At 29.8% G+C, this 25,905-nt stretch carries 22 protein-coding genes and 1 riboswitch; of the genes, 2 read left to right on the top strand and 20 right to left on the bottom strand.

Translation table 11 applies throughout. The annotated features are described in order from the left end of the window. Positions 1-13 precede the first annotated feature (13 nt). Positions 14-970: an ABC transporter substrate-binding protein gene (locus tag ACSYT2_RS02490; RefSeq protein ID WP_430857207.1), complete on the bottom strand. Its 957-nt coding sequence runs from the start codon at positions 968-970 to the stop codon at positions 14-16. Positions 971-1,081: 111 nt separating this feature from the next. Then, the gene (locus ACSYT2_RS02485; RefSeq protein WP_430857206.1) at positions 1,082-1,927 is read right to left on the bottom strand and encodes a helix-turn-helix domain-containing protein; all 846 of its coding nucleotides are present in this window, start codon (positions 1,925-1,927) and stop codon (positions 1,082-1,084) included. A 67-nt stretch (positions 1,928-1,994) separates the two neighbouring features. Between ACSYT2_RS02485 and ACSYT2_RS02480 the strand changes: the two genes are divergently transcribed. Beyond that, complete coding sequence (locus tag ACSYT2_RS02480) at positions 1,995-2,729, top strand: alpha/beta hydrolase (protein ID WP_438383232.1); 735 nt, start codon at positions 1,995-1,997, stop codon at positions 2,727-2,729. A 327-nt stretch (positions 2,730-3,056) separates the two neighbouring features. On the opposite strand, the gene ACSYT2_RS02475 is transcribed toward ACSYT2_RS02480, so the two are convergent. Continuing rightward, positions 3,057-5,234, bottom strand: coding sequence for a glycoside hydrolase family 10-like protein (locus tag ACSYT2_RS02475; protein WP_438383231.1), 2,178 nt, complete (start codon positions 5,232-5,234; stop codon positions 3,057-3,059). A 1,012-nt stretch (positions 5,235-6,246) separates the two neighbouring features. Here ACSYT2_RS02475 and ACSYT2_RS02470 point away from each other — a divergent pair. Further along, the gene (locus tag ACSYT2_RS02470; protein ID WP_438383229.1) at positions 6,247-8,589 is read left to right on the top strand and encodes a M4 family metallopeptidase; all 2,343 of its coding nucleotides are present in this window, start codon (positions 6,247-6,249) and stop codon (positions 8,587-8,589) included. Between the two features lie 113 nt (positions 8,590-8,702). Here the strand turns inward: ACSYT2_RS02470 and ACSYT2_RS02465 are convergent, their stop codons facing one another. From ACSYT2_RS02465 to ACSYT2_RS02385, 17 genes are all read right to left on the bottom strand, one after another. Then, entirely contained in the window at positions 8,703-8,828 is a 126-nt protein-coding gene (locus ACSYT2_RS02465) for a hypothetical protein (RefSeq protein WP_438383227.1), read from the bottom strand. 117 nt (positions 8,829-8,945) lie between these two features. After that, positions 8,946-10,862: a methyl-accepting chemotaxis protein gene (locus tag ACSYT2_RS02460; RefSeq protein WP_497527226.1), complete on the bottom strand. Its 1,917-nt coding sequence runs from the start codon at positions 10,860-10,862 to the stop codon at positions 8,946-8,948. 178 nt (positions 10,863-11,040) lie between these two features. Then, positions 11,041-11,994 (bottom strand): SGNH/GDSL hydrolase family protein, encoded by a 954-nt coding sequence (locus tag ACSYT2_RS02455; RefSeq protein WP_438383225.1) that lies wholly within the window; start codon positions 11,992-11,994, stop codon positions 11,041-11,043. Positions 11,995-12,562: 568 nt separating this feature from the next. Next, a complete protein-coding gene (ribH, locus tag ACSYT2_RS02450) occupies positions 12,563-13,024 on the bottom strand; it encodes a 6,7-dimethyl-8-ribityllumazine synthase (protein WP_430857200.1) in 462 nt (153 codons plus the stop codon). Positions 13,025-13,064: 40 nt separating this feature from the next. After that, positions 13,065-14,267 carry a bifunctional 3,4-dihydroxy-2-butanone-4-phosphate synthase/GTP cyclohydrolase II gene (locus ACSYT2_RS02445; RefSeq protein ID WP_438383223.1) on the bottom strand — a complete coding sequence of 401 codons (1,203 nt, stop codon included), beginning with the start codon at positions 14,265-14,267 and terminating at the stop codon, positions 13,065-13,067. A gap of 16 nt (positions 14,268-14,283) precedes the next feature. Continuing rightward, entirely contained in the window at positions 14,284-14,940 is a 657-nt protein-coding gene (locus tag ACSYT2_RS02440; protein WP_430857198.1) for a riboflavin synthase, read from the bottom strand. A gap of 1 nt (position 14,941) precedes the next feature. Next, the gene (gene ribD, locus ACSYT2_RS02435) at positions 14,942-16,036 is read right to left on the bottom strand and encodes a bifunctional diaminohydroxyphosphoribosylaminopyrimidine deaminase/5-amino-6-(5-phosphoribosylamino)uracil reductase RibD (RefSeq protein WP_438383221.1); all 1,095 of its coding nucleotides are present in this window, start codon (positions 16,034-16,036) and stop codon (positions 14,942-14,944) included. Between the two features lie 250 nt (positions 16,037-16,286). Beyond that, positions 16,287-16,401: riboswitch (FMN riboswitch) on the bottom strand. 108 nt (positions 16,402-16,509) lie between these two features. After that, on the bottom strand, positions 16,510-17,139 hold the full coding sequence (locus tag ACSYT2_RS02430; protein ID WP_438383219.1) for a type 1 glutamine amidotransferase family protein: 630 nt from the start codon (positions 17,137-17,139) through the stop codon (positions 16,510-16,512). Positions 17,140-17,235: 96 nt separating this feature from the next. Continuing rightward, on the bottom strand, positions 17,236-18,198 hold the full coding sequence (locus ACSYT2_RS02425; RefSeq protein WP_438383218.1) for a helix-turn-helix transcriptional regulator: 963 nt from the start codon (positions 18,196-18,198) through the stop codon (positions 17,236-17,238). Between the two features lie 277 nt (positions 18,199-18,475). Then, positions 18,476-20,416: a vWA domain-containing protein gene (locus ACSYT2_RS02420; RefSeq protein ID WP_438383216.1), complete on the bottom strand. Its 1,941-nt coding sequence runs from the start codon at positions 20,414-20,416 to the stop codon at positions 18,476-18,478. Next, positions 20,388-21,080, bottom strand: coding sequence for a hypothetical protein (locus ACSYT2_RS02415; RefSeq protein WP_438383215.1), 693 nt, complete (start codon positions 21,078-21,080; stop codon positions 20,388-20,390). The genes ACSYT2_RS02420 and ACSYT2_RS02415 overlap by 29 nt, the downstream gene beginning before the upstream one ends. A 58-nt stretch (positions 21,081-21,138) precedes the next feature. Then, positions 21,139-21,774, bottom strand: a complete 636-nt coding sequence (locus tag ACSYT2_RS02410) for a SipW-dependent biofilm matrix protein BsaA (protein WP_430857191.1) — start codon at positions 21,772-21,774, stop codon at positions 21,139-21,141. A 51-nt stretch (positions 21,775-21,825) separates the two neighbouring features. After that, the gene (locus tag ACSYT2_RS02405) at positions 21,826-22,356 is read right to left on the bottom strand and encodes a signal peptidase I (protein ID WP_438383214.1); all 531 of its coding nucleotides are present in this window, start codon (positions 22,354-22,356) and stop codon (positions 21,826-21,828) included. A 9-nt stretch (positions 22,357-22,365) separates the two neighbouring features. After that, positions 22,366-22,953, bottom strand: coding sequence for a hypothetical protein (locus ACSYT2_RS02400; protein WP_438383212.1), 588 nt, complete (start codon positions 22,951-22,953; stop codon positions 22,366-22,368). Positions 22,954-23,220: 267 nt separating this feature from the next. Then, positions 23,221-23,673 carry an ASCH domain-containing protein gene (locus ACSYT2_RS02395; RefSeq protein WP_438383210.1) on the bottom strand — a complete coding sequence of 151 codons (453 nt, stop codon included), beginning with the start codon at positions 23,671-23,673 and terminating at the stop codon, positions 23,221-23,223. A 151-nt stretch (positions 23,674-23,824) separates the two neighbouring features. Then, positions 23,825-24,748, bottom strand: coding sequence for a homocysteine S-methyltransferase family protein (locus tag ACSYT2_RS02390; RefSeq protein ID WP_438383208.1), 924 nt, complete (start codon positions 24,746-24,748; stop codon positions 23,825-23,827). Positions 24,749-24,967: 219 nt separating this feature from the next. Then, positions 24,968-25,900, bottom strand: a complete 933-nt coding sequence (locus ACSYT2_RS02385) for a Cna B-type domain-containing protein (protein WP_438383206.1) — start codon at positions 25,898-25,900, stop codon at positions 24,968-24,970. Positions 25,901-25,905 lie beyond the last annotated feature (5 nt).

The raw sequence follows: 25,905 nt of genomic DNA, 5'->3' as shown, positions 1-25,905 counted from the left end.
CAGCTCACTCTTTCTATTTTAATAAGTTATCCACAACTGAATCTAAGAATCTAACCTTTGACCAAGCTGTTCCACCTTGAGCTAAAGGATCAACAGTATTAACAAATACTTTGTTATTTTTAGAAGCTTCTATACTCTTGAATATAGGATTTTCCAATAGCTGATTTAAAGCCTCAGGTGCATCTGTATTCTCAAAATTATCAAATTGTAAGAAGACTGCATCTGGATTTATTTCTGATAAAGTTTCTATAGTAAGTTCTGCTTGTGCTTTTGAATTTGTAACTATTTCAGGAACCTTTATTCCTAAATCATTATATAAAACTGGATTTAAATATACATCTGCCGGATATACATACATTGTTCCACGTCTAATTCTAATAACTAAAACATTTTTATCTTTATATTCACTTGAAAGTTCTTTTTTAGTCTTTGAAACTTTCTCTTCATAATCTGAAATTAATTTATTAGCTACATCCGTCTTACCTGTTATCTCTCCTAGAGCTAACAGATTATCTTTCCAGTTAGCTGATATATGTGAATAGGGTAATGTTACTGCAATCTTATTTAATTTACTCGTTGCCTCTTCTCCAAGTTTTGAACTCCCTATAATAACATCAGGATTTAAGCCTAATATAACTTCTGAGTTAGGATTCATCTTGTCTCCTACTAAAGTTGCATTCTTAAAGTCCTTTTCTAAATATTTAGGTACTTTACCAGCAACATCTAACACTCCTACTGCTTCAACTCCTAGAGCTGCTGCATCCTCCATTCCTTCTAAACTTGCAAGTACTACATTTTTAGCCTTCTTATCAAAGGAATACTCTTTTCCTAAATAATTTATTGTAAATGGCTTGTCATTATTCTCTGCAACACTCTTTTCTGAAGCATCACTCTTGCTACAGCCCACTAAGCCTGCAAATAAAACCACTGATAAAACTACTGATAAAAATAAATTTAAGTATCTTTTCATATTTGTCCCTCCATCGCTATTGATAATCATTTTCAATTCATGATTATTTTATCAGAATCTTTTGGAAGGTAAAATAGACTTTCTGGAGAAATTTTTGTACTTTTGCCGAATCTACTTTTTCAGTACTAAACTTGTTACTTTATCAGTATTAATTTCTCTATATTTTCTAGGGCACATCCCCACATTTCTTTTAAAAGTTTTACTAAAATAGAAACAATCATTATGTCCTGTCATATCTGCTATTTCAGAAATTGTATAACTAGAAAACTTTAATAACCTCTTAGCTTCCTTTAGTCTATACTCTGTTAGATATTTTATTGGTGATAATCCTGTTACCTCTTGGAAAACATCACTAAACCTTCTTCTATCCGTATCTAACATTTCAGATATTTCACTTACTAACATTGGCTCAGCAAAATTTTTATTTATATATTCAATTCCTTTATTAACTAATTTCAATTTGTCATTGTATTGTACTGCTCTTACATTTTCAACTAAGGAATTAATTAAATTTATAAATTCAACTTTACAAGAAAATTTGAAGAAATTATCTGGACTTAATGATTTATCACGAATAGTTTCACAATACTTTAATAAAGATACCCTATCTTCAATTTCTAAATAAAAAGATTCTTTTTCTATGTTTTTAAATTTTTCTGTAGTCAAAATATTTTTGTAATGTACTACATAGTATTCTATACCTACATTATCTGTTTCTACTTTTATATTCATACTTGACCCACAATGTAATACTGTGTTTTGATTTAACCTATATTTTTTCCCACCTACAGAAAATGAGCATTCCCCGCGAATAGGTATTACTATTCCACATAAATTTTTTGCAGTTTTTCTATTAATATCTATTTCTTTAGGTAATAAGCTACTCTTAAAAATATCAACAAACTCCATAGAACTTTGAGAAAAATATTCAATTAGCCAATTAATGTTTTGTTTCATAGTCGTTGACCTTTTCCTTTTATTATTTTATACTTGTTACTAAATCTTAGCATAAAGGAGTAAATTTATGAATGACTTTAAAATAAAATCAAATCATACTAATAGTTTTTATGATATTAATTTCTATATTCCTGAAGAATCAAAAACAGATAATTTGCCGTTAATAATAGTCCTAGATGGTGGTAATTATTTTGAAGTAGTTAAATCTTGTATAAAACAACAAGGTCAACTATATATTAAAACAGGGGTCAAGCCTTCAATAGTTGTTGGAATATCTCATCAAGAATACGAAAAAAAAGATAAAAGATTTTTGGACTTTACAGCTCCCTCTGAAAAATACTTTGAGGATGAAAAAAGGAAATTTATGATACCTGATAAGCTTGGTGGTAGCGAAGATTTTAATTCTTTTATAGAAAAAGAACTTCTACCAATAATCGAAACTAATCTAAACTTCGATAAAAATAATATGACTATAATAGGCCATTCTTTAAGTGGATATTATGTATTATGGAATTTATTAAAAGGATCAAACATCTATAAAAATATAATTTCCTTTAGCCCTTCAGTATGGTGGAATAACTACGAAATCTTAGATTTTCCTAATTTAGAAAATGGTGAAAAGAATATATTTATAGGTGTTGGGGAAAAAGAAGGCTATATGGTTGATGGAGCTCAAAAAATATATAACAAAATTACAAGCTTTAATAATAACTGTAATCTTTATATCGCACCAGAAGAAAACCATGGTTCTGTAGTAATAACTAGTATGAGTAGAGCTATTAGATATATTTTCTCAATTTAACAAATTAAATATTTTTCTAAATACTTAATAGCCTTTCTATTTAAAATTAACATCATGTATTTTAATACTTAATCCTAGTTGTCACTATATAAAGTAAACGAGAATAATTATTATTCTCGTGCTTTGTTTTTAAAACCATTATTACTAAAATAAATTACCCCAAACAACACTTTTATGTATTGCCCGGGGTTTTATGGTGGAGGAGAGAGGTATCTTACCTCTCTGTCAGAAAGCAAATCAACCTGACTTTCTACAAGCATAGTTTATATATTCTTGGTTAGCCTATGAATAAGCTTCCTGAAACATTTCCTTAGCTAAAGTCTTTAATTATTTCTTTCTCTTTTTAAAAGCTACAGCACCTGCTCCTGATGCTAAGGCTACCATTCCTAATGCTCCAATTGAGGTTACGTCTCCAGTTGCTGCTGACTTTGTTTTTGTTCCTTCCTTATTTCCATTATCTGTTTCTGTATTACTATCTTCTCCTTGGTTATTTTCTTCTGGCTTATTATTATCTTCTTTTAATTTAGCTAATGCATCTTCTGCTTCTAGAAGCTTGTTTAAATTTGTTACTCTGCTAGAATCCTTTAATTCACCAACTAATTTTCTAGCATTTACTATCATAGCTTCATGTTCTAAGTTAATATCCTTTGCTTCTGGAAGATTATTTATTACATCTATCACCTTACTTATTTTTTTTTCTTCTGTTAAATTAAATACTGTTGCTTTGTTTTCCACTCCAGCATTATCAATTATTGTAACAGCGTAAGTATAAACTTTTCCTTCTTCGGCTGTTGTATCTATAAATTCCTTACCATTTTTTATACCAAAACGAGCAATCATATTTTTAGGATCATTAGTATTAACTTCAGTCAAATCTCCTTCTTCTCTGTAAACAGCATAGAATTTACTATCTGTGTTATCATCATTCCATGCTATCTTAATTTGATTATTTTCCTTTGTAATACTTGAAAATGCTACAGGTTTTGTATCTACTTTATCTAACCATGGTTTTGCTGGTACATTTGACTTTTCATTTAAATAATCATTCTTAAGTATCATATTTGTGTTATTTAAAATATCAAACTTGTCCCCTTTTGATACAACCTTTTGTTCATCAAACTTGTTTAATGAGAAGAATCCACTTCCCTTTACATTAGAGAATTTTTGATTGTATCTTAGTTGGTTTCCTAATTCTTCAGGATTTTTAAAGTTGCTATCCCATGATGCATCTATGTACTTATAGTTTGGATGTCCAATATATAAATGTGATTCATTGATATTTTCAAATTGCTCATCCCACCATTTTACTAGTTCTCCATATGGAGCAGCAGCTGTTCCAAATGCCCAGTAAACTTGTGGTGTTAAGTAGTCTATCCATCCCTTTTCAGCCCACTTTTTAGTATCAGCAAATTGATCTCTTAAGCTAGATGTTGACCCAATAGGAGTCTTTGATCCACCTGCCATATCCTCTTCATGTCCCCAAATTCCAAAGGGTGAGACACCATACTGTATTGAAGTTTTATTAGCTTTATTATGACCATCAATTTTTTCACTTACAGCTTTTATTAATACATTAATATTATCTTCTCTCCATTTATTAATATCTGTTATACCCCTACTATAATTGTTAAAAGTATCTATATCTATATTCTCATTTTTAAATACAACATCCACTGTACTTCCATTTTCTAATGTCTTTGTGTACTTATATGGATAGAAATAATCGTCAAAATGTATTGCATCTACATCATATTTATTGATTACTTCTTCTACTCTATCCACTACATATTGAACTACCTCTGGTCTACCTGGATCTAAAAATAATTTATTTTGAAATTCATAAACTAGATTTGGATTTAATCTAGCAAAATTATTATCTGCTAACTCAGCAAGTTTTTCCTCTTTTGATCTAGTATCTACATTATTAGTTACCCTATAAGGATTAAACCAAGCATGGAATTCCATTCCTCTCTTATGTGTTTCTTCTATCATCCAAGCCATAGGATCAAAGTTTTCACCAAAAGCTGGTGTCTTCCCTTGGGATGTATAAGCACCATCGTGAAGATATTGGGACCATGGTGCTATTTCAGATTTATACCAAGCATCTAGCATAGGACTTACTTGGAAGGTTACTGCATTCATGTTATATTCATCATATCTATCTAACACCTTGTTATAATCTCTTTTAAATTCCTCTTCTGTTATCTTTTTATCAGCTAGTGCATCTGTTGAAGGAAAATCAATATTAAAAACTGTAGATACCCAGGCTGTCCTAAATTGTTCCTTTGGACTACTAAAAGTTTCTGGTATTGTTACTTGAGGGCCATCCTTGTGTATTAAAACAGGATTAGTTTCATCATAGGTTGCCTCCTTTGTGTCAAAATCATAACTCCTAAATGCAAATAATGGTGCTTCCCCTCCTACTGCTTTTGCACCTATAGTTGACATAGACTGAATTCCTAAAACCGCCACTACTAAAAGTGATACTATTTTTTTCCTCTTCATTTTAATAAATCCTCCTTATGCTAAAAAATATTTTAAACGTTATCATGATTGACCTGATTTGTATTTAAATTCAAGTTAAAATTTTCCCCCTTAATTTAATAAGAGAAAAAACTCAACTTATTTATTTACTCTTTACTTTATCTAATACCTTCATTTAAACTTTATTTTTTCAGCTTCCCTTTTAAACCCTTTACAGCAATGTAATTATATATCTCTTGTGACCAAACAAGGAATACTTTCATAATAATCCCATCTACTCTATCCATAGTATAATTTATCTTTAAAGGTTTTGCAATATAATTTTAGTATTTTTATTATTTTATTGAAATTTTATTTTAATATTTCCATAAAGCATCTAACATACAACCTTCTTCTTAGCTAATATAACAAATGGCAACTTTATTTTTATTTACACAAATTTATTATGTCTTGATAATCACTCACTATCTACTGTACAGCAGAATCACTTAGTGGATAATCTGGTTTCTGAACTTGCAACCCTCTCATTAAAAATACAAAAATCTACTACTGCCTTGATTTGATCATTAGTTATACCCTTTTAATTCTTACCTTAGCTTTATTTTATCCTAAAAAACTTCTTCACTTTACTGAAGCTAAAGACTAAACTCCAGATATAATAGATTTAACAAAAAAATTTATTAATAATAATTATAATGTTGACTTTAGTTGTTCTTAAACCCTTTTAATTTACATATATTTCTAGTGTGAATGAAGAAATTATATGTAAATTATAATAATTCCCATTAAATATTATATTAATATTCTTTTCTATAACTTAAATAAATTATCTAAACTTCTCAACTTATTTTCACTAATTAATCCCAGTATTACATCTCAAAGATTCCTTGCTTAAATTAAATATTAACCACGACTCAGTAATAATACAATAAAAGCTATAACTTCAAATCATTTATGGTAAAAATATGTATTTAAAATCTTATAATTTTAAGGTTTTTAAATAAATTAATAATATAAAAAAGGGGGACTAGCCATGAAAAGAAAAGCCATTTTTCTAGTGGCATTATTTTTTGCCACAACAATGATTACACCAATTAGTGCAAGTGCTCAAGAAAAGAAAGGGTATCTAAAATCATTAATTGAAGCAAAATCCTATACAGGGGATAACAAGTTGTTCATTCAATGGGATGAATCTCAAGAAGTACCACGATTCATTTCCGGGAAATTAAGTCAATCTCCTGTGACTTCAAGTGATAGGGCTCAAAAATATTTACAGGAAAATTTAGATGCATTTAATCTAAAGGGTGGAGAATTTAAACTAATAAACACAGAAAAAGACAACCTTGGCTTTACGCACTACAAATATCAATTTGAAGTAGACGGTATTTCTGTTTACGGTTCTGAAGTTATAGTTCACGTTAATAAAGATGGCGTTATCGATGCAATTAATGGTCAAACAGAACCATCTGTTCCTATCCTAAAATATTCTCAAAATTTTAAAATATCTAAAGATGAAGCTATAGATAATTCAATTGCAGAAACAGGTTTGAAAAAGGATGCAATAACTAGAAAAGATGTTAGTTCGGTTATATATGAAAATAATAAAACTTGGTCTTCTGCATATCAAGTTAATCTAAGTGGTCTAGGTTTTAACTGGATGGTCTTTATTGATGGAGCTACTGGTAAAACAATAGATAAATATAATAATTTAGCTCATGCTGCAGCTACTGGTACTGGCATAGGCCTACGTGGGGATACAAAAACTTTAGATATAAATAGTACAACTAATGGCTACATTCTAGAAAATATCTCCAATCCAGGAAAAATTGTAACTACTGATGCAAATAACAGAACGGCAGTTCCCGGCACAGTAGTTCAATCCTCTACTACTAATTTTAATACAGATAGAGGACGTGCTGCTGTAGATGCTCATTACTATGTTAGCAAATCTGCAGAGTTCTTTAGAAATAATTTTGGTAGGCAAGGCTTTGATGGAAGAGGTGGCGCATTAAATGTAGCAGTTCATTTTGACGTAAACTGTGTAAATGCATATTTTGATGGATATAATCAACTTGTCTTTGGCGATGGAGATGGTCGAGTAGCTGGAAACTTTGCGAAAGCTTTTGACGTTGCCGCTCATGAATTTACTCATGGAGTAACTACAAACTCAGCTAGATTAACTTATAGAGATCAAAGTGGAGCATTAAATGAATCTTTTTCTGATGTTTTTGGTGTTATTATAGAAAATAAAACTAACGATCTTTGGACTATGGGAGAAGACTTAGGGATTCCAGGCCAACCTTTACAATTAGCTAGAAGCCTCTCTAACCCTAGATTATACGGTCAACCTGACAATATGGCTCAATATGTATATACAACTGCAGATTCTGGTGGAGTTCATACTAATTCTGGTATCCCTAATAAGGCCTTCTATAACATAGCAACTTCTATGGGAACCGAAAAAGCTACTAAAATTTATTATAGGGCTTTAACAACTTATTTATTTTCTTCTTCAAATTTCGCAGATGCTAGGTCAGCTGTTGAAAAAGCAGCTAATGATCTATACGGTGCAAATGAAAAATGGAATGTTAGTAAGGGGTTCTACGATGTTGGAGTTGGAGGAAACCCTGGGCAAAACCCTAGTGAAACTCAGTCATTAAAAGCTGCACAGCTTTCATCAGACAATCCTAATAATACAGGAAACTATAACTTAACTTTAACAATTCCTAAAAATAATACTGCCAAAACAATAAAATTAACTGAGAACAACTCAACTGTAATTCTATCTCAAGCTATTGATGCTTCAGCAAATGATATAGTTATCAATAAAGCATTCTCAAATAAATCAGAAGGAATCTATAACTATGTTGCTGAAGTTAGTGATGGCACAAATACTTTAACTTCGCAGATTAAAATAACAGTTAGCACTACTCAAAATCCAATATTGCAACCTGCAGAGGTTTCAGCTGATAATGCTACTAATAGTGGAAACTATACCCTTACCATAAAATTACCTAGTAATAATTCTGCCACAAAAGTAAGTCTTTTTGAAAACCTTTCAACAACTCCTATATTAACTCAATCAGTAAATGTATTACAAAATCCGATAACTTTAACAAAGGCCTTCACTAATAAACCTGAAGGCACCTATGATTATAGAGTTGAGGTTTCAGATGGAATAACAACTAAGTCATCTACAATAAAAGTAACTGTAAAACAATCTATACCATCAACTGACACTTGGAAAGAGAATGTTTTATATAAGACAGGTGATAAAGTAATCTATAAAAATGTTACCTATATCTGCTTACAAGGTCACACTTCCTTATCAGTTTGGACACCTGATGTAGTACCTGCACTTTGGAATAAAGCTTAATTATAAATTATTATTTTATTCCGTATTTTAAATCATATTCAAATGCAAAAAGAGTCCTTCCTAGGTAATTCCTAGGAAGGACTCTTGTAAATTTAGTTCTTTCTGCAATTATATCAACAGGTATATCTTTTAACAAAAACTCCTTTTGGTGTTTCACATGTTTCTCTATATTTTCTTAAAATATTACTTACAGTTATAATTGCTAATAACCTATAAACAGCCTCTAATCCTCTACTCATAATTACCCCATATCTTAAATTACAATTATTTTCAAAAGAAAAAGGAAACCTTTCAGTTTCCTCTCAAATCTTTTATTATATTTAATCTAGTAAGAAATTTACACCCTCTAAAATAGATTATATTTTAAATCTATTTACTTCTTTTTCTAATTTATCAGTACTTTCTTTTGATCTTAAAACTTCCTGCATAACATTAGTTGATTTATCATTTGCTTTGGCAACCCTCTCTGCTATATTTGTAGTTCCACAAGCTCCATCATTAGCGGCCAAAGCCACGTTATTTATAGCTCCTAAAACTTCTTTAACAGAAGCAAAAAGTTCCTCCGAAGTAGCACTAATTTCTGTTACAAGTTCGTCTATAAACTTAGCATCTTCGTTATATTTTTCTGAAACATCTAACATCACCTGATAATCATTAGAAACATCTGTAGATACAAAGGTTAATAAGTTATTAGAATTATTAGAAAGATTATTTACTGAAGATATAACGTTTGTTGTTACAGCTTGTATTTTTAGCACTGTCTCTTTTGATTGTTCTGCAAGCTTTCTTATTTCTTCAGCAACAACAGAGAACCCTTTTCCTGATTCACCAGCTCTTGCAGCCTCAATAGCAGCATTTAATGCAAGTAAATTAGTTTTTTCGCTTATATCCATGATAGCTTTAGATAAGATATCAATCTCGCCAACTACCTTTGAATCTGCTATTGCTTGCTCAAGTTGCATTTTTGTATGAAGAAGTAAGTCAGCAGCTTTCTTTTGAGAAATAGTGGCATTTTCTTTAATAGAAGTTGCTCTTTTACTAATTTCATTAGCAGCAATAGCACCTTTTTCTGATCTTTGCGATATGGAATTAATCTCTATTTCCATTTCTTGTGAAGTTGCTGCCATTTGTTCAGATGCTGCTGAGGTTTCTTCCATACTTGCAGCTAATTCTTCTGTAGTTGCAGATATTTCTTGTAAGTCACTATTTAATATCTGAACATCATCTACAATATTATTAACTTTCTCTTCCATAGCAGAGGACTCTAACTTAATACTATCCACTAACTTCACTAATGAACTTTTCATATTATTAATACCATTGGTAATGGACCCTATTTCATCTTTTCTTGATAATAATTCATAATCAAGCTCTTGAGAAAAATCACCATTTGCAAGTATTTTTAAATATTCAGAGGATTTAATTATGGGATTAGTAATTCTCCTTGTGCTAATATTAATTAAAATAAATGTTGGAATTAACATTAATATTGAAATAACTAAGACTATAAAAGATGTTTTTTTAGCACTTGCTATTAATTCATTTTCTGACATAAAAGATGCTAAAACCCAGTCAGTACCCTTTATTTCATATGTATTACCAACATATTTTTCTTCATTAATATTTATATCGAAAGACTTTAAATCTTTTGACAATATTTTTTCTACTCCTGGTATATTAATTTCATCTATATTTTTAAAATTATTATCAGCATTATTTCCATCTGCCATAATCATTCCTGTATTATGTACAAGCATATAAAAACCTGTATTACCTATTTTCATGTTACTTAGCATATCACTAATAACAGATTGTTCAACATCAATTCCTATTGTACCTAATATATTTCCATTGGAATCAGTTAATGAACGGGCATTACTTATAACCATTGTACCAACATCGGCTTTGTATGGAGCCGTTCTTATTATTTTCCCATTTCCTTCTATGGCTTTTTGATACCATTCTCTAGAAGTTGGATCATAATTTTTTGATATATTAGTTTCTGGCCAATTTAGATAACCACCATCTTTAGTAGCTAAATAAACATACAGGGTACCTGGATGTGAATTTGCATATTGATCAAATATATTATAAATCTCACGTTCTATTGGTCCATTCTTTGATGGTGTCATTTTAGTATCTTCCGTAGTATTTACATAACTGGTAATATTACTTTCGTTTGCTTGAACTACTAACGGATTAGTGGCTAGCATATCTATATTTTTATCAATTTGATCATAAAAAGTCTGGATAGAATGCTCAGCCAATTTCATCTGTTCTTGAGAATTATTAAGATAATCCTTTCTAGCTTGTGTATTTGCTTGATAGCTAATACTAATACCAACAATTGCTAATGCTAATATTATAATAAATATAGTAATAACTAAAAATTGAGTTTTAATACTTTTAAATTTCTTAAGCAGAGTAATTACCTCCCTTCATTATGTTTGTTTATTTAAACATTTTCACCTTATCATACATTTCTTCTCCCAAGATTTTATGTACAGTCTCAGTATAATGCCATTCATCCCAAAAATAATATTCTTCTGGATTATCACTTGCTGGTTTAACTTCTGGATAAGTACTTTGAGCCTCTTTCTCTAGTTCAACTAATCCATATTTGCTTGGATTTTTCACTATATTGTCACTAACTTTAGGTAGATCAAACATCATTATTTTTATTTCCGAGTTTTTTTGTAATTCTTTTATGGATTCAGGAAGTTTTTTATTCATCTGTTTTACAAAAGCTTCAGCCGATTCTGTTCTATTGTTAGTAATTTCATAAGGTACAAGTGTTAAGTCACTGCTATTTACTACAAAAAACTTTTTTGCTCCAAGTGTAGCTAACCTTTTAATTCCATCATTTATATTATCAACAGCTTTATCTGCCACCTCTTCAACCTTACCTGGTAATGAATAATCCATGAATGTAAAATAATCATTAGCAGAAGCGAAAATAAAATACAATGCATCAGGATCAGCCTTACCATCCTTTAAAGTATTTTCGAATTTTTTAATTTGTCCAAGAACCCCTGTATTCCCTAAGTGATCCATCCACTCAGAATAGTTTTTTTCTCCAGTAGTTGCACCACCTGTAGCATAGTTAACTAATGGTACATCTAAACTTTTTGCTAAACCTTCAACAGCTGTAGGTCCATTTGAATATCTACCTTGCCAATATAATTCATCAGAAGGTTTTAAATATGCATCCTCAGGTCTATTAGCGCTTTTCATAATTTGTGCTGAGATTTCTTTTGCTTGTCCATTGTCAGAATAACTGTCTCCAAATGCAATTACCTGAGTAAACTTTTCACTAGCTTTTTCTTTGTTTAATAGATATATACCTCCACTAATAACAAAAACACATATAACTATAATTGCAACCATAAATTTATTTTTTTTCATTATCCGTCACTTCCTTTATCTAATAGTTGTTAGTAATCTATAAACCATATAAGAAAAGCTTTTATCATTATTAATTATAAAAAGCATATGCTTAAGATCTCACCTCCTAAATTCTATGAAATTCGATCCTAATATGGTTAATATACGCAATTATTATGTCATATTTAGGGTTATTTTGCAATGTTTTTTTAAATTAACCTAAATATTACATTATATAATAAATATAGCTTTGTTAATCACAAGAAAAATTGGTAAATTTAGTCAGTTAGGGATTATCAATAATAATCCAGTTTTTATATTACTTGTATGCTTTTAGCAAGACATTCTCAGCAAAATTTTATATATATTTAGTTATTAGGGGGTATCAGACTAAGTAATTAGTGTACAACTTCATTTTTGGCAAAAAAATAAATCCCAAACTTCAATGAGTTTAAGATTTATAAAAAACATAATTCATATTTAGGATTAGTATTTTATATGATAATCGAATTCTACTATGTTTTATTATTGGCTTGATATTAATTTTATATCAACAAATACCTATTATTATTTTATTCCACCAATAGTATTATAAGTTCTTTAAAAGATTTGACATCTCTATTGCTGTTACCGCTGCATCATAGCCTTTATTTCCTGCCTTAGTTCCTGCTCTTTCAATTGCCTGCTCAATTGTATCAGTTGTTAATACTCCAAATATTACTGGTTTTTCAGTTTGTAATGAAACTGTGGCAATTCCCTTTGATGCTTCAGCACATACATAATCAAAATGAGGAGTTGATCCCTTTATCACTGCTCCTAAACATATTATAGCGTCATACTTTTCATTTTGAGCCATCTTCTTAGCTATTAAAGGAATCTCAAATGCTCCCGGTACCCATGCTACTTCTATATTGTCTTCCTCTACTCCATGTCTCTTTAATCCATCTAAGGCTCCACCTAATAACCTTGAAACAATAAATTCATTAAATCTTCCTACCACTATGCCTACTTTTAGACCTTCTGCTACTAAATTTCCTTCTATAATTTTCATTTACTTTCCTCCTAATATTTTATTATTTATTTTAATTTTACTAATTTAACATATGGCCTAATTTTTCTTTTTTAGTTTTTAAATAAAATTCATTTTTATCATTATGATTCATATTAATTGGAACTCTCTCTACTACTTCTATTCCATACTCTGATAAACCATTTATTTTTTGGGGGTTATTTGTCATAAGCTTCAGTCTTTTAGCACCTAAATCTTTCAAAATTGCTGCTGCAACATCATATCTTCTAAGATCTGGTGGAAATCCAAGCATAACATTTGCTTGTACTGTATCATAACCTTGGTCTTGAAGCGCATAAGCTTTCATTTTATTTATAAGTCCTATTCCTCTACCTTCTTGTCTCATATAAAGTAGTATTCCTGACTTTTCTTCAGAAATTCTCTTCATAGCCCCATCATATTGTTCTCCACAATCACATCTTTTTGAGCCTAATGCATCTCCAGTTAAACATTCGGAATGAACCCTTGTTAGGATTGGTGTTTCTTCATTTATTTCTCCCTTAACTAGTACAACATGATGTTCTCCATTTAATTTATTTATAAATCCAAACATCTTGAAATCCCCATATCTTGTTGGCATTTTTATTTCAACAACTCTTTCAACTAAATTTTTCTTTGCTTCTTCTTTTTTTCTATATTCAACTAAATCTGCTATAGTAATAATTTTTAAATTATGAACTTTAGCAAATTCCATAAGTTCTGGTGTTCTTTCCATAGTTCCATCTTCACTCATAATCTCACATATAACGCCTGCCGGCTTTAATCCTGCAAGTTTAGCCAAATCTACTGCAGCTTCAGTATGACCAATTCTCTCTAATACCCCTCTTTTCTTAGCTATTAATGGAAATATATGTCCTGGTCTTCTAAAATCTTTTGCTTTACTATCTTCTAAAACCTTCTTAATAGTTAAAGCTCTTTCAAATGCTGATATCCCTGTTTTTGTATCAATATAATCAATAGACACTGTAAAGGCGGTCTCATGATTGTCAGTGTTATTGGTAACCATTGGATTAATATTTAATTCTTTCATTCTTTTTTCTTCTATAGGCATGCATATAAGACCTCTACCGTACTTTGCCATAAAGTTTATAGCCTCTCCAGTAACCATATCTGCTGCCATCAATAAATCCCCTTCATTTTCTCTATCAGGATCATCGATTACAACTATCATTTTACCTTCTCTTATATCTTCTATAGCTTCTTGAATTGTATTAAATCTAAACATTTTTTCTCCTCCAATTTTATAAAAATCCATTTTCTCTAAGAAAAGCTTCTCCTATAGATTCTTTTTTCACTACCCTATTTTTACTTTCTAAGTCTAAAAATTTTTCAACATATTTACCTATAACATCACACTCAAGATTTACTGTTTCCCCAGGCTTTTTATTTAATAAAATAGTCTCTTGGCTTGTATGAGGTATTATAAACACCTTAAATATTTCATTATCAATATAAGCAACTGTTAAGCTTATTCCATCTATTGCAATAGATCCTTTTTCAACTACATACTTTAAAATATCCGATGATGCTTTTATACTTACCTCTGTTGAATTATCATCCTTAACTAAAGAAATGATTTCGCCTATTCCATCAATATGACCACTTACTATATGACCTCCAAGTCTAGTCTCCAAGGTTAAAGCCCTTTCTAAATTCACCTTACTACCTATTGAAAGCTGTCCAATATTACTTCTTTCAAGGGTTTCTGACATAACATCAACTTCAAATATATTTCCCCTTATATTTGTTACAGTAAGACAAACTCCATTTGTACATATACTGTCTCCTAATATTGTTTTATCTAAGACCTTATTAGCCTTTATTACAAGCTTTGAAGATTTTTTGCCATTTTTAATCCCTTGAATCACTCCAATTTCTTCAATAATTCCTGTAAACACCCTATTTCCCATCTCCTCTCAGATAAGCTTCTATTAGTAAGTCTGTTTCAATATCTCTTACTGTCATATTATCCAACATTATTGCATCACTTAATTTTTTTACTCCTTTTCCACCTACTGGTGTTTTAGACTTTTCTCCACCTATAATCTTAGGTGCTATATAAACTTGTATTTTATCTACTATATTTTCTTCTAATGCTGAAAAGCTTAATGTTGAGCCTCCCTCTAAAAAAATACTATCTATATTTAATTCTCCTAGTTTAATCATTAAACTTTGTAAATCTACTCTTTGATTTTTAGATTTAATTCTCAGCACTTTTACCCCTAATTCTTCTAAAGATAATATCTTCTCCTCATGAGCAAAATCTGTTGTAGCAATAATTGTCTGTGCTAAATTATCTACAACTACCTTAGCCTCCATAGGAATTCTAAGCTTACTATCTACAATTATTCTTATGGGATTTCTACCACCATCTAATCTACAAGTTAATTCGGGATTATCTTTAATGACTGTATCAACACCTACCATAATAGAGGCTAATTTATTTCTTAATTTATGAACCTCTTGCCTTGATTTCTCACTTGTAATCCACTTAGATTCTCCTTCTGCTGTAGCTATTTTCCCATCTAAAGTCATAGCTGTTTTTAAAAGTACAAAAGGCTTTTTGGAAACAATATATTTCATAAATACTTCATTAAGTTTTTTACACTCTTCCTCTAAAACACCTGTTATAACCTCTATTCCAGCTGCTTCAAGTGCTTTAATTCCTGATCCTCCAACTATTGGATTTGGATCCAATGTTCCAATAACAACCTTAGCTATCCTATTTTTAATTATTTTTTCTACACAAGGTGGTGTTTTTCCATAATGTGAACATGGCTCTAAAGTCACATAAATAGTTCCTCCTTCTGGATTTTCACATACATTTTCAAAAGCATTTACTTCTGCATGATTATCTCCATAACATTTATGATACCCTTGTCCTATAACTCTCCTATCTTTAACAATAACTGCACCAACCATTGGATTGGGATTAACAAATCCAACACCTTTTTTAGCCATTTCTATGGCTAATTTCATGTACTCTTCATTCAATATCATCATCTCTCAATCTTAAAATTTAAATTTAATAAATCTCAATTTTGAATAAAATAAAGCCCTGAGTTAAAACTCAGGGCTTATGCTTTTCATAATATTGTAAATAAACCTATAGCTTCCATAATTTACAGAATAGCAATAAATATAGGTATACAAATTATGTTTACTAAATCTAAAAAGCTCTGAAATATATAATATTTCAGAGCATAACAAACAATCTAGTACACTTGTCTTTAGATTTACATAACTTTATCTTCTTTCATCCAGACTTTACTGTCGGCCTCGGAATTTCACCGAATCATGCCATAAGGCTCGCGGGCTTTACCGCCGGTAGGGAATTTCACCCTGCCCTGAAGATCTATTAAATTTTACCTCTTAATTCTATATCCTTGACCATTATTTGTCAATACATTTTATTAGTAATCATTATATACTTACTTTTCACTAAATATCTTCTATTTATTCCTTATTTATTTCATTGAATTCATTAACTCAAAGAAATATTTTGGATCTTGAGTTTTATAAAGATTAAACCAAGGCTGTAATGTTTCTGATTTAAATACATCCAACACTTTCAATACTTCCATAGTAAATTCTAATGGTGCTATTCCAGATGAAGTAATTAAGTTTTCATCTGTAACTGCTGATTCAAACTTATAATATTTTTCGCCAATATAATTAGGAACTACCATTTTAAGATATTCTAAATCATTACTTGTATGGCTTCTAGAATTTAATAATCCTCTCTTTGCAAGTCCTATTGTTGCTCCGCAAATGGCTGCAACTATAGTACCTTCCATTAAGGCTTTCTCGGTTTTTTCTAATACAGTATCATGGATTGATTCTGTCCATGTAAACCCACCTGGTAGAACTAAAACATCTGTAGTTTTAAGATTACATTCATCAATAGAGATTTCTGGTAATACCTTTAGCCCCCCCATTGTGGTAATAGGACTTTTATTATTTCCTACAGTAATTACTTGTATAGGTTGTACTCCTTTTTTAAAATATCTTCCTGAATTTAATTCTGCAGTTAAATAACCTATTTCCCAGTCTGACATAGTATCAAAAACATAAAGATAAACTTTTTTTGTATTCATAATATATGCTCCTTTTATATCTTATTTAAAATAACTTTGCTCTTTACTTAACTTATTATAAAAGAACTTCACTGACAGTTATGGTCAGTGAAGTTCTTAAACTTTATAGTATTTAATTAATTCTAGTAAATTTTCAATAATTTTTTCTTTTAGACTTAATGGTTCAATTATTTGAATAGATTGACCATATGGTAAAAGTAAATTTGGTACATAGGTATAAATCATTTCCTCTTCAAGTAGAAATGTAGCTTGATTTGAAGTTCGCTCTTTAAAATAATGTCCCAAAAACCAATGTTGACATAAATTATCTAATGAACTTGCCTTACCCCCAATTACTAAATAAATAAACTTTTTCTTATCTTCTACTGAAGCCAATAGTTTTTCCATAAAAAATTTACTTGCTGAAAAATCTTCTGGTCTATTAAAGTTAATCTTTCTTTGGGTAATATTATAAATCCGATCTACTCTAAAACTACGGATTTCATTTCGCATATGACAAAAACCTACTACATACCACTTATTGCTCCAGTAAACTAGTCCATATGGATCAATAGTTCTACACTTTGATTGTTCTTCTTTACTTGTATGATATTCAATTTCTATGGGTAACTCATTTACTATACTATCTTCAAGCTTACTCAACACTGGTTCTATATGGGGTTTTCCAATTGAACTTATTACTTCAACTCCTTCTAAATACTTCTTAAGAATTCTTTCTTGCTCTTGATTTGAATGCATTTTCAGCTTCCATGTTGCTCTTTCTAATGCTTCATCATAAAAATATGTTGCTTCTTTTGCAAAAATAGCAGCGTGAAGTAGTGCTGTTTGCTCTTCAACATCAAAAAATAAAGGAGCTTCAATAAAATTATTCAATAAAGTATATCCTCCATTATGACCTGTATCCGATATAATGGGCACTCCACTAGCTGAAAGTGTATCAATATAACGATAAACAGTCCTTATATTAATCTCTAACTTTTCAGATATTTCTTTTGCAGTAATTTTCTCTCCAGATTTCAACATCCAAATAATTGCCATCATACTATCAATTTTAGCCACTGAATTTCACCTCCTCATTCTATACTATAAGACTTATTAAATATATTTTTTTTATTTATAACCTGTATTCTTATTATCCGAATTTTTATATTTCATCCTATTCTCTCTCCTCCACATTCTATCATATAATTTACTATTATTTCATAATTAAAGATATTAGCCTCTACCACTTCTTCTTTAAATAAAAAAGGCTATTACTTTTCTACACATTCATTACTATAAAAATTTCATACAACAAAATTAAGGGATTGCATTGGCAATCCCTTAATTAATAAAATCATTTTATCATATTTAACTTATTTTCTACCTTTTCATAATCATACCATGTATTTACTGGATTAGACTTATTTATTACTTCAATATTAATAGCTTGATGATCTTTATCTACTATAATTTTATCAGTGTAATTTATCCAATCTAGGTCATTTATATTCCCCTTATAATTTGCCCTGATATCAATTTGAATATATTCTAAAGGAACTACTTCCCTTGCAGTATAATCCTCCCCTACATTTATAAACATTCGATTATCACTTAAGTTTGCAAATTCTAAATTAGTATCCTTTTCCTTCATAATAAAGTCAAATTCTAATTCCTCACCTGCTTTTAATCCAAATCTAAAGTTACCATTAGCTCCTGATATTTGGATATTAAATATTTGATTCTCATCTAAAATAGTTCCCTCTTCTATTTTTTTAGAAATACTTAACTTCCCTATTACTGGATCTAAATTTATTATAGGACTCTGGAAACCTCCATTAATAGGTGATTCTGATAGAGCACTACTACTTGCAATTATTTTTGCTTCAGCATTAGTTGGGATATCACTTCCATAAAAGTATTCATCTTCTGGCTCAACTATGAAGGATACTCTTGTTCTTTCCTCTATCTTACCTAAGTTTAGCTCTATTTCCTTAGTTTCTACATTTATTGATTTTATATATTTTGAAATCTCCTTTTTAGAAACTAACCTACCATTTACTTCAATTGATAATTTTGTATAATCCACAGTTCCATCAGCATTTACAGGGAATTTAAAATCTTTTGATAATCTATCAGTAATAGTTGTTTCTAGGTAAACTGGTTTATTTATTGCTTTAATTATATCCTCATAAACATTTTGGAACTTTGCTGATAACTCATATTTATTACTTGCATAATATCTTTCTTTATACTCTTTCAAAGCCTCTTCATGTGCTGCTTGATCAATTCTTTCATCTAAATTTTCAGGCTTTCTTTCATCATGCATATTGATAGCATTTTGCATTGTACTTAAATATTCTATACACTTTTCTTCACCTATTTCCGGTTCTTCTGTGGATGGATCTAACCATGTAAAATCATAACTCTTACTAAAAAACCCAACCGAAAAGCATAATGTATCTTCATCTAGCGGTATAATATCCTCTGATAGTAATTCATATTTACCTTCTGTTCTGTTATAATTATTGTCAATATCTAAGGCAATACCACCAACCCCTTGTAGATTACCTGTTATTTCGTTATATGCTTTTTGAGCCTTTTTTATATTCTCATCTAAATATGGATGAGTACTATGTTCATTTCCATTTGAACGTGTTGGTAATCCATCATTAAACAGAAAGACTATTCTTTGACCTTCAGGATTTGTCTCCTTTGAGAATTTTATCTCGTTAGCAATAACATGCATAGCTGCTTCAGTATTATTTGATCCGCCACCAAATAACTTATCTACCTTTTCAAGTAAAATATCCTTTTCAGATGTTAATCTTGAAATCCCAGGCACAATATCTGTTGCATCTTGATCACTTCCGTAATCTGCACAGTATGGTATCAATGCAACCCTATTATCATTTGTACCATCCAACACTTCATTAATAAATCCCTTTGTAAATCGTTGAATATCCCCAGTACCATCCTCTGCTTCACCAGTCTTGTTATATGCTAGTATTACATCTGCACCTTTAGTTTTTATGATTTCCTTTGTTTGCTCTACATTAAAAGTTATCTTTACATTTCTTCCTTCAACTACTTCTGCCGATTTATTACCAGTAATATATTCAGTAATATCTCCAGTTATATTATTAACAAGAATATCTGGAGTACCCTCTGATAGTATAGCATCAATAAATATAAGTAATCCGCCCAGTACAAAGAAGATTGAAAGAAGTTTAACTTTTTTTAATATTCCCAATATTATTTCTCTCATGTCACCACTTCTTCCCTCTTTTATTTGCAATTATGTAAATTATAAATAGTAATAATCCACTTACAATAAAGACTAAAGTATATAACTTTACATTATAACTATCACTAGTTCTTTCCGGTTTACCTTGCACTAATCCATCATTATCTTCATTTTTATCTAAGTTCCAATTCTTATCCTCATCCTTCTGAGTATTAATAGCCGTGAAAACCCAATTAACATAAAGATGTTTATTTTTATATTCATTGCCAGTTGATGGACCATCTAAAACAACATTAGCAACAAGCTTCCCTCTTTCACCTGGTTTATAGACCCCTAAATCAATATCACTAGATAACCCATCCTGGCCTGTTGCATTACCATCATAAATAACTTCTTCATTATAAGTAATTACAAGATTAAGATTATCTAATAAGTTTTGATCATCTTCAGGACTAACTCTTTCAGCTCTAAGATAAAGTTTATATGGCACATTATAATTATTTTCTATTTCTAAAGTTCTTGTAATTCTATCCCCTGGTAGCATATTATTTTTCATTAGGAAGGGTTCATCTTCTGGAATATATACAATTCCAGAAGCATTTCCATCTAACTTAACATTAGGAGGGGTGTTACTCACAGCTGAAGGATTTACACCAGTTACAGTTATAAATATAAATATTAGTGTGCTGGTTAATATTTTTTGGTAATTCTTCATCTAATCTCTCCTATATTATTGAAGGCAGCCTCCTAAGAAGCCGCCTTCAATTTTCTTATTACTTTGGTGCTAACTGTCCATTACCATCAACAGTTACTCCCCATACTTCCTCTACTGCTTCTTTAGTTGCTTGGATACCTTCTGCAATTGCATTTACAGTGAATCTTACATTCTTCATATCATTTCCTGCTTTTGAACTTAAAGTAACAGAGTCTAAAAGATATTTAGTAACATCCACATCCTCTTTATTATCTTCATTCTCAACTTCATTTTCAGCCTCTACTATGATTTTATAGTAGTAATATCCATCTCCACCATCAAACCAATTTCCAGTAGTAAATGCATCCTCTTTAAAGTTCAATTCTATTAGTTTTAGATTATCATCAGTATTTAATTCCTCAGTATTAAAGCTTTTTTCAAACTTAACTCTAACATATTGGTTATATCCTGCTGTACTTTCAACTCTTACATCCTTATTTACTGCTTCACCTGGTAATACATTGAAAGCTTCAGTAAATATTTCATCTACCTTGACTCCAGCATCTTCATTCAAATCTAGTGGATCTTTTACTCCAACAGTAGAGAATTTGTTCATTACAGAATCACTAGAGGTAAACCAAGCAAATGATCCTCCTACTGCTCCTATAGTTAAGCCTCCAACAATTAATAAAGCTATAATTTTCTTTTTATTCATTATAAAATCCTCCAAAAATTCTATTTAATATATTGAAAAAAATTAAACTTTTTACTTGTTTTTAATTATCTCTTTTATTGCTATACCTGCTAAAATTAAGATAAGAATAATAATCATAATCATTAAAATATTCTCTTGAATATACTTAACTGTTCCTCCAACTCTAGGTATTATCTTAACAACTGACCCTTGTACATTTTCTTCAAATACTGGGGCTGGGTCTTGAATATTATTTGCATCACCTTGAGTTATAAATTTTATTCTGTCTTCTGCTCTTACTTCCTTAACCCTATGGGTAGTAATACTATCCGTAGTTTTCCCAAAAGTTATTATGTCATCAACCTTAATCTCATCCTTAGGCAGATCCTTAACTACAATTAAATCTCCTGGTTCAATAGTAGGACTCATACTTCCTGTTAAAATAACAAAGAACTTATACCCAAAGAATTCTGGTTGTTTACCCTCTTTCTTTGCTTTTAAAACTGAAAAAGAAAGAGCTAATAAGAATATTAATATTAGATAAAATAATAGATTTCCGATTATTTTGACTATGCCTTTTTTCTTCTGTGTACCTTTACTCATTTATATCTCCTAACTACTTGATTTAGCATTCTTCCAAGCATCTATATAGCTTGCATATTGTCCTGATACTATTGACTCAGCAATTACATCAACTATAAGCCTCTTCCCTTTGTATTTTTCCTTTAGTTTTTCCTCAACACTAATAGTTACACTTTCTAATAATTCCTCTGTAACCTGAGCTGGTCCTAAGGTTTCTGTGTAATAGTAATAATTATCTTCTTGTAAGCCTGTCCATTTTGTAGAACCCTCATTAAGTATAAAAGTAATGTCCTTTGTATCACCTAAGAAGGTCGTCCCACCTTCATCAACCCATCTAGGTTCCAAGGCTACTCTTATATAGGAGTTAACTGTACCTTTATTTTCTACAGAAACTTTTTTATAGTTTTCTGAGTCTAAGGTTACATTATCCTTATCTATCCAATCTGTACTGCCATCTTCTTCTTTTTCAACTATTTCTATATTTATATTTCCTGTTTTGAATTGATTTTTCACTTGATCTTGAGATGTGAAAAATGATACTGTCTTACCTATTGAAATTAGTCCAATTGCTAAAATCATCATCAAAAACATAGCAACTTTTACTGGTTTTTTCTTCATATTCCTTAACACACCTCAGTTTTTTTATTTTTATTTTATTATCGCTTTTTTTCACTGTCAATACCTCAAAATATGTATTTTTTGGTATCCTTTTATAATACTTAAAAAATTATCTTTTCTATTAAAATTCCTCCTTATTAGGATTCTTCACATTGATTTCTCTCAATAATAATCTAATATCCTCCTGAAATTACTACTAAAATAAATATAAAAAAATCCAATGATACCTTCATATCATTGGATTCTTTTAATATATTTATCTAAGTCTTATTTTGAGAATATAACTTTAAAGTCTTCAAAAACTACTGGCATATCTTCTGTGAACTCATATCCAAGTTCCTTTCCATCTGCACAAAAAAAGTTTCTATGTCCTTTTTGCCAAGATTCTAGTGTATCATCTTCACCTTCACGCTTACAAATATCAAAGGTTATTTGATTAAATGGTACTATTGTCACAGCAATTGTTTCAATTACACAGCGAGGATTTCCTTCCCAATCAGTTACAATGCTATAATCTCCTACCTGTGGAATTCTACTACCTTCAATTTCATAAGCATACAAGCTGCTTGCCGTTGCTTGCTTTTTACCGCACAATACTAATTCTAATAATTCATTTGCTAACTTTTCTGTCATCTCAAAATGAAAACTTTCTATGTACTCTGTTGAGCTATCCTTATTATTAACCTCTAAAAATTTTTTCCAAAACTTATCTATGTTCAAAACTACCCCCCAAAATTATAAATAATATGTATTTCAATTAATCTTATCAACCAAAATCATTCCAATTATTATACCATAAATTCCATATTTTAGAATTTATTTCTTATATCGAAGTTTTAATTAGGTTTCTTGTGAAAAATAGGATAGACTTTTATATTAATATCTTTGCTATCTCTTCAATATATTTATCATCTGTTCCACAACAACCACCTAATATTTTCAAATTAAAGTCATTACGTAATTTCATTATACTATTAGCTAAACTAATTGGATCTGATGAAACTAAGTCATGAGAATTATCTAACTCCTCTGGTGATAAGCAAGCTGCATTAGCTTGAATACCTATAAATCTATTTTTAACAATATCTGTTTGATTAAAATCTTTATATAATGCCTCATACACTATATCTGGATGAACACAATTAGTCATATAGCATAGGGGGATTCTATCAACTGATTCATCTATAATTCTTATAGCATCATTAATAGTTGTTCCATCTATCAACTTACCATCTTTTCTTATCATAAAGCTAATTATATATTGTAATCCTGTACTCTCCATTGCTTTTGCCATTCCAATTCCTTCATTAAGTGTTGGCATAATACCAGCAAATAAAAAATCAACTTCTGCCTCTTTGAATAATTTAGCTTGCCATGAATGAAATTCAATTGACTCTTCTATACCTAATCCATCATTAGCACTATACGCATCTCCATAACAGCCCATTAGCCCACCAATAAATACATCATTATTAAAGGTTTTTCTTATTTCTTTTAAAAATAACACATTATCTTTTATAATTTCCTTATTATATTTTGACTTTGAAATTCTCTCTTTATTGGCTCTACGAGTTGGTGTTGTTATCATAATAGGTAGGTTATATCTATTTGCTATATCTATATATTCCATAAATATATCTTTCAAAGCTTTTGAATATTCTTTGTTATATATTATTGATGCTAATGCAACATCCTCATCTATTGGTATGTTATATTCTCTTTTTAATCTTTCTGCTAATGCTCCTTCCATTAATATTCCTTTGTAATTATTAAGTCTATCCCAAAAATTATTCATTCTCTCCCCCTTAAATTTATACTTACGTAAATAATGTGTCATTTCTATATTGAAAATTATTTTCCCCTTTTATAATAACATAATTTGTCAATTTATAATTACTCATAATAGGCGTTACCTTATCACAAATAAAAAGATGATACTGAAAACTCTGATTTTTTCAGTACCATCATCTATTCCTATTTCTTCTTTAATGGAGTCCAAACTTCACTATTTAAATTATGCCTTTTTTCTTTTAGCTAAGATAATTATACAAATTGCCATTGATATTAATAATACATTAATAAGAGGGATCATTTGCCTCTGATCACCAGTTTTTGAAGTATTAATTTCACTTGGAATATTAGGATCTTTCTTATAGGTATTAACTATAATTACTGTATTATTATACTTTTCATAAGTTACAGTATAATCTAATGGAACATTCTCTTCTTTAACTGTCCAATCTACATTGTTGTCTAAATCATTCCATTGATATTTCCAATTATTATCTTCACTTAAAGTTACAGTTTTGTATACAGAATTATTTCTATATAAATTTATATTTATTGATGTTGGTCTTTCCTCAAATTTATCATTGCTCCATTTTTTTTGTACTATAAAGCTTGTTTTATTATTTTGAATCTCTTCACATTTCGTAGTTACTTTTACATCATAGTTATAGTCATCTGTAATTTCATCTATTATTGGCACTGAAACTAAAAATGGTTTCATTTCATATTTATTATTATTAAATGAACTTGTTTCTCCTAGTACTAAATAAATTCCAACATCTAAATTTGAAAATTTAACTTTTCCTTCTGTATTTGTTTCTAATTTTCTATCTGATCTTATTCCATCTACCTTAACATAGGTAGCCAATGTATCAAATAAAAGATACCAATCAGACTCATCCTTTAAAGAGCTAAAGTCTATTTGATAGTTTTTGAAGGCCTCTGTTATTTCAAATTCTGATGATGACTTTATACTTGCAACTTTATATATATTAAACTCAACATTTTTCAAAGGTCTATCCATATATGAATGATATATTTCTAAAGAGGCTTTTTTACCTATATCTAGGCTTTCTTTTGCATTAGTCACATAACCACTACTTAAAGAAAGGATTATAAAAACTATACAAATTATTTGCTTTGCCTTTAGCTTCCACATTTTAT

Source organism: Clostridium zhoujianii (genome assembly GCF_051590805.1).
In the GTDB taxonomy this organism is placed as follows: Bacteria; Bacillota; Clostridia; order Clostridiales; family Clostridiaceae; genus Clostridium.
Note: the sequence above shows the minus strand (reverse complement) of the source record. Positions and strands in the feature narration are given on the sequence as shown.

What these genes read in the sequence shown, in the direction of transcription:
- ACSYT2_RS02465 (WP_438383227.1), bottom strand. Translation starts at nt 8,828, where the DNA reads ATGAGTAGAGGATTAGAGGCTGTTTATAGGTTATTAGCAATTATAACT.
- ACSYT2_RS02410 (WP_430857191.1), bottom strand. Translation starts at nt 21,774, where the DNA reads ATGAATAAAAAGAAAATTATAGCTTTATTAATTGTTGGAGGCTTAACT.
- ACSYT2_RS02430 (WP_438383219.1), bottom strand. Translation starts at nt 17,139, where the DNA reads ATGAATACAAAAAAAGTTTATCTTTATGTTTTTGATACTATGTCAGAC.
- ACSYT2_RS02405 (WP_438383214.1), bottom strand. Translation starts at nt 22,356, where the DNA reads ATGAGTAAAGGTACACAGAAGAAAAAAGGCATAGTCAAAATAATCGGA.
- ACSYT2_RS02385 (WP_438383206.1), bottom strand. Translation starts at nt 25,900, where the DNA reads ATGTGGAAGCTAAAGGCAAAGCAAATAATTTGTATAGTTTTTATAATC.
- ACSYT2_RS02390 (WP_438383208.1), bottom strand. Translation starts at nt 24,748, where the DNA reads ATGAATAATTTTTGGGATAGACTTAATAATTACAAAGGAATATTAATG.
- ACSYT2_RS02415 (WP_438383215.1), bottom strand. Translation starts at nt 21,080, where the DNA reads ATGAAGAATTACCAAAAAATATTAACCAGCACACTAATATTTATATTT.
- ACSYT2_RS02485 (WP_430857206.1), bottom strand. Translation starts at nt 1,927, where the DNA reads ATGAAACAAAACATTAATTGGCTAATTGAATATTTTTCTCAAAGTTCT.
- ACSYT2_RS02490 (WP_430857207.1), bottom strand. Translation starts at nt 970, where the DNA reads ATGAAAAGATACTTAAATTTATTTTTATCAGTAGTTTTATCAGTGGTT.
- ACSYT2_RS02455 (WP_438383225.1), bottom strand. Translation starts at nt 11,994, where the DNA reads ATGAAAAAAAATAAATTTATGGTTGCAATTATAGTTATATGTGTTTTT.
- ribH (WP_430857200.1), bottom strand. Translation starts at nt 13,024, where the DNA reads ATGAAAATTATAGAAGGAAATTTAGTAGCAGAAGGTCTAAAAGTAGGC.
- ACSYT2_RS02470 (WP_438383229.1), top strand. Translation starts at nt 6,247, where the DNA reads ATGAAAAGAAAAGCCATTTTTCTAGTGGCATTATTTTTTGCCACAACA.
- ACSYT2_RS02480 (WP_438383232.1), top strand. Translation starts at nt 1,995, where the DNA reads ATGAATGACTTTAAAATAAAATCAAATCATACTAATAGTTTTTATGAT.
- ACSYT2_RS02400 (WP_438383212.1), bottom strand. Translation starts at nt 22,953, where the DNA reads ATGAAGAAAAAACCAGTAAAAGTTGCTATGTTTTTGATGATGATTTTA.
- ACSYT2_RS02460 (WP_497527226.1), bottom strand. Translation starts at nt 10,862, where the DNA reads ATGAAATTGGCTGAGCATTCTATCCAGACTTTTTATGATCAAATTGAT.
- ACSYT2_RS02445 (WP_438383223.1), bottom strand. Translation starts at nt 14,267, where the DNA reads ATGTTTAGATTTAATACAATTCAAGAAGCTATAGAAGATATAAGAGAA.
- ACSYT2_RS02475 (WP_438383231.1), bottom strand. Translation starts at nt 5,234, where the DNA reads ATGAAGAGGAAAAAAATAGTATCACTTTTAGTAGTGGCGGTTTTAGGA.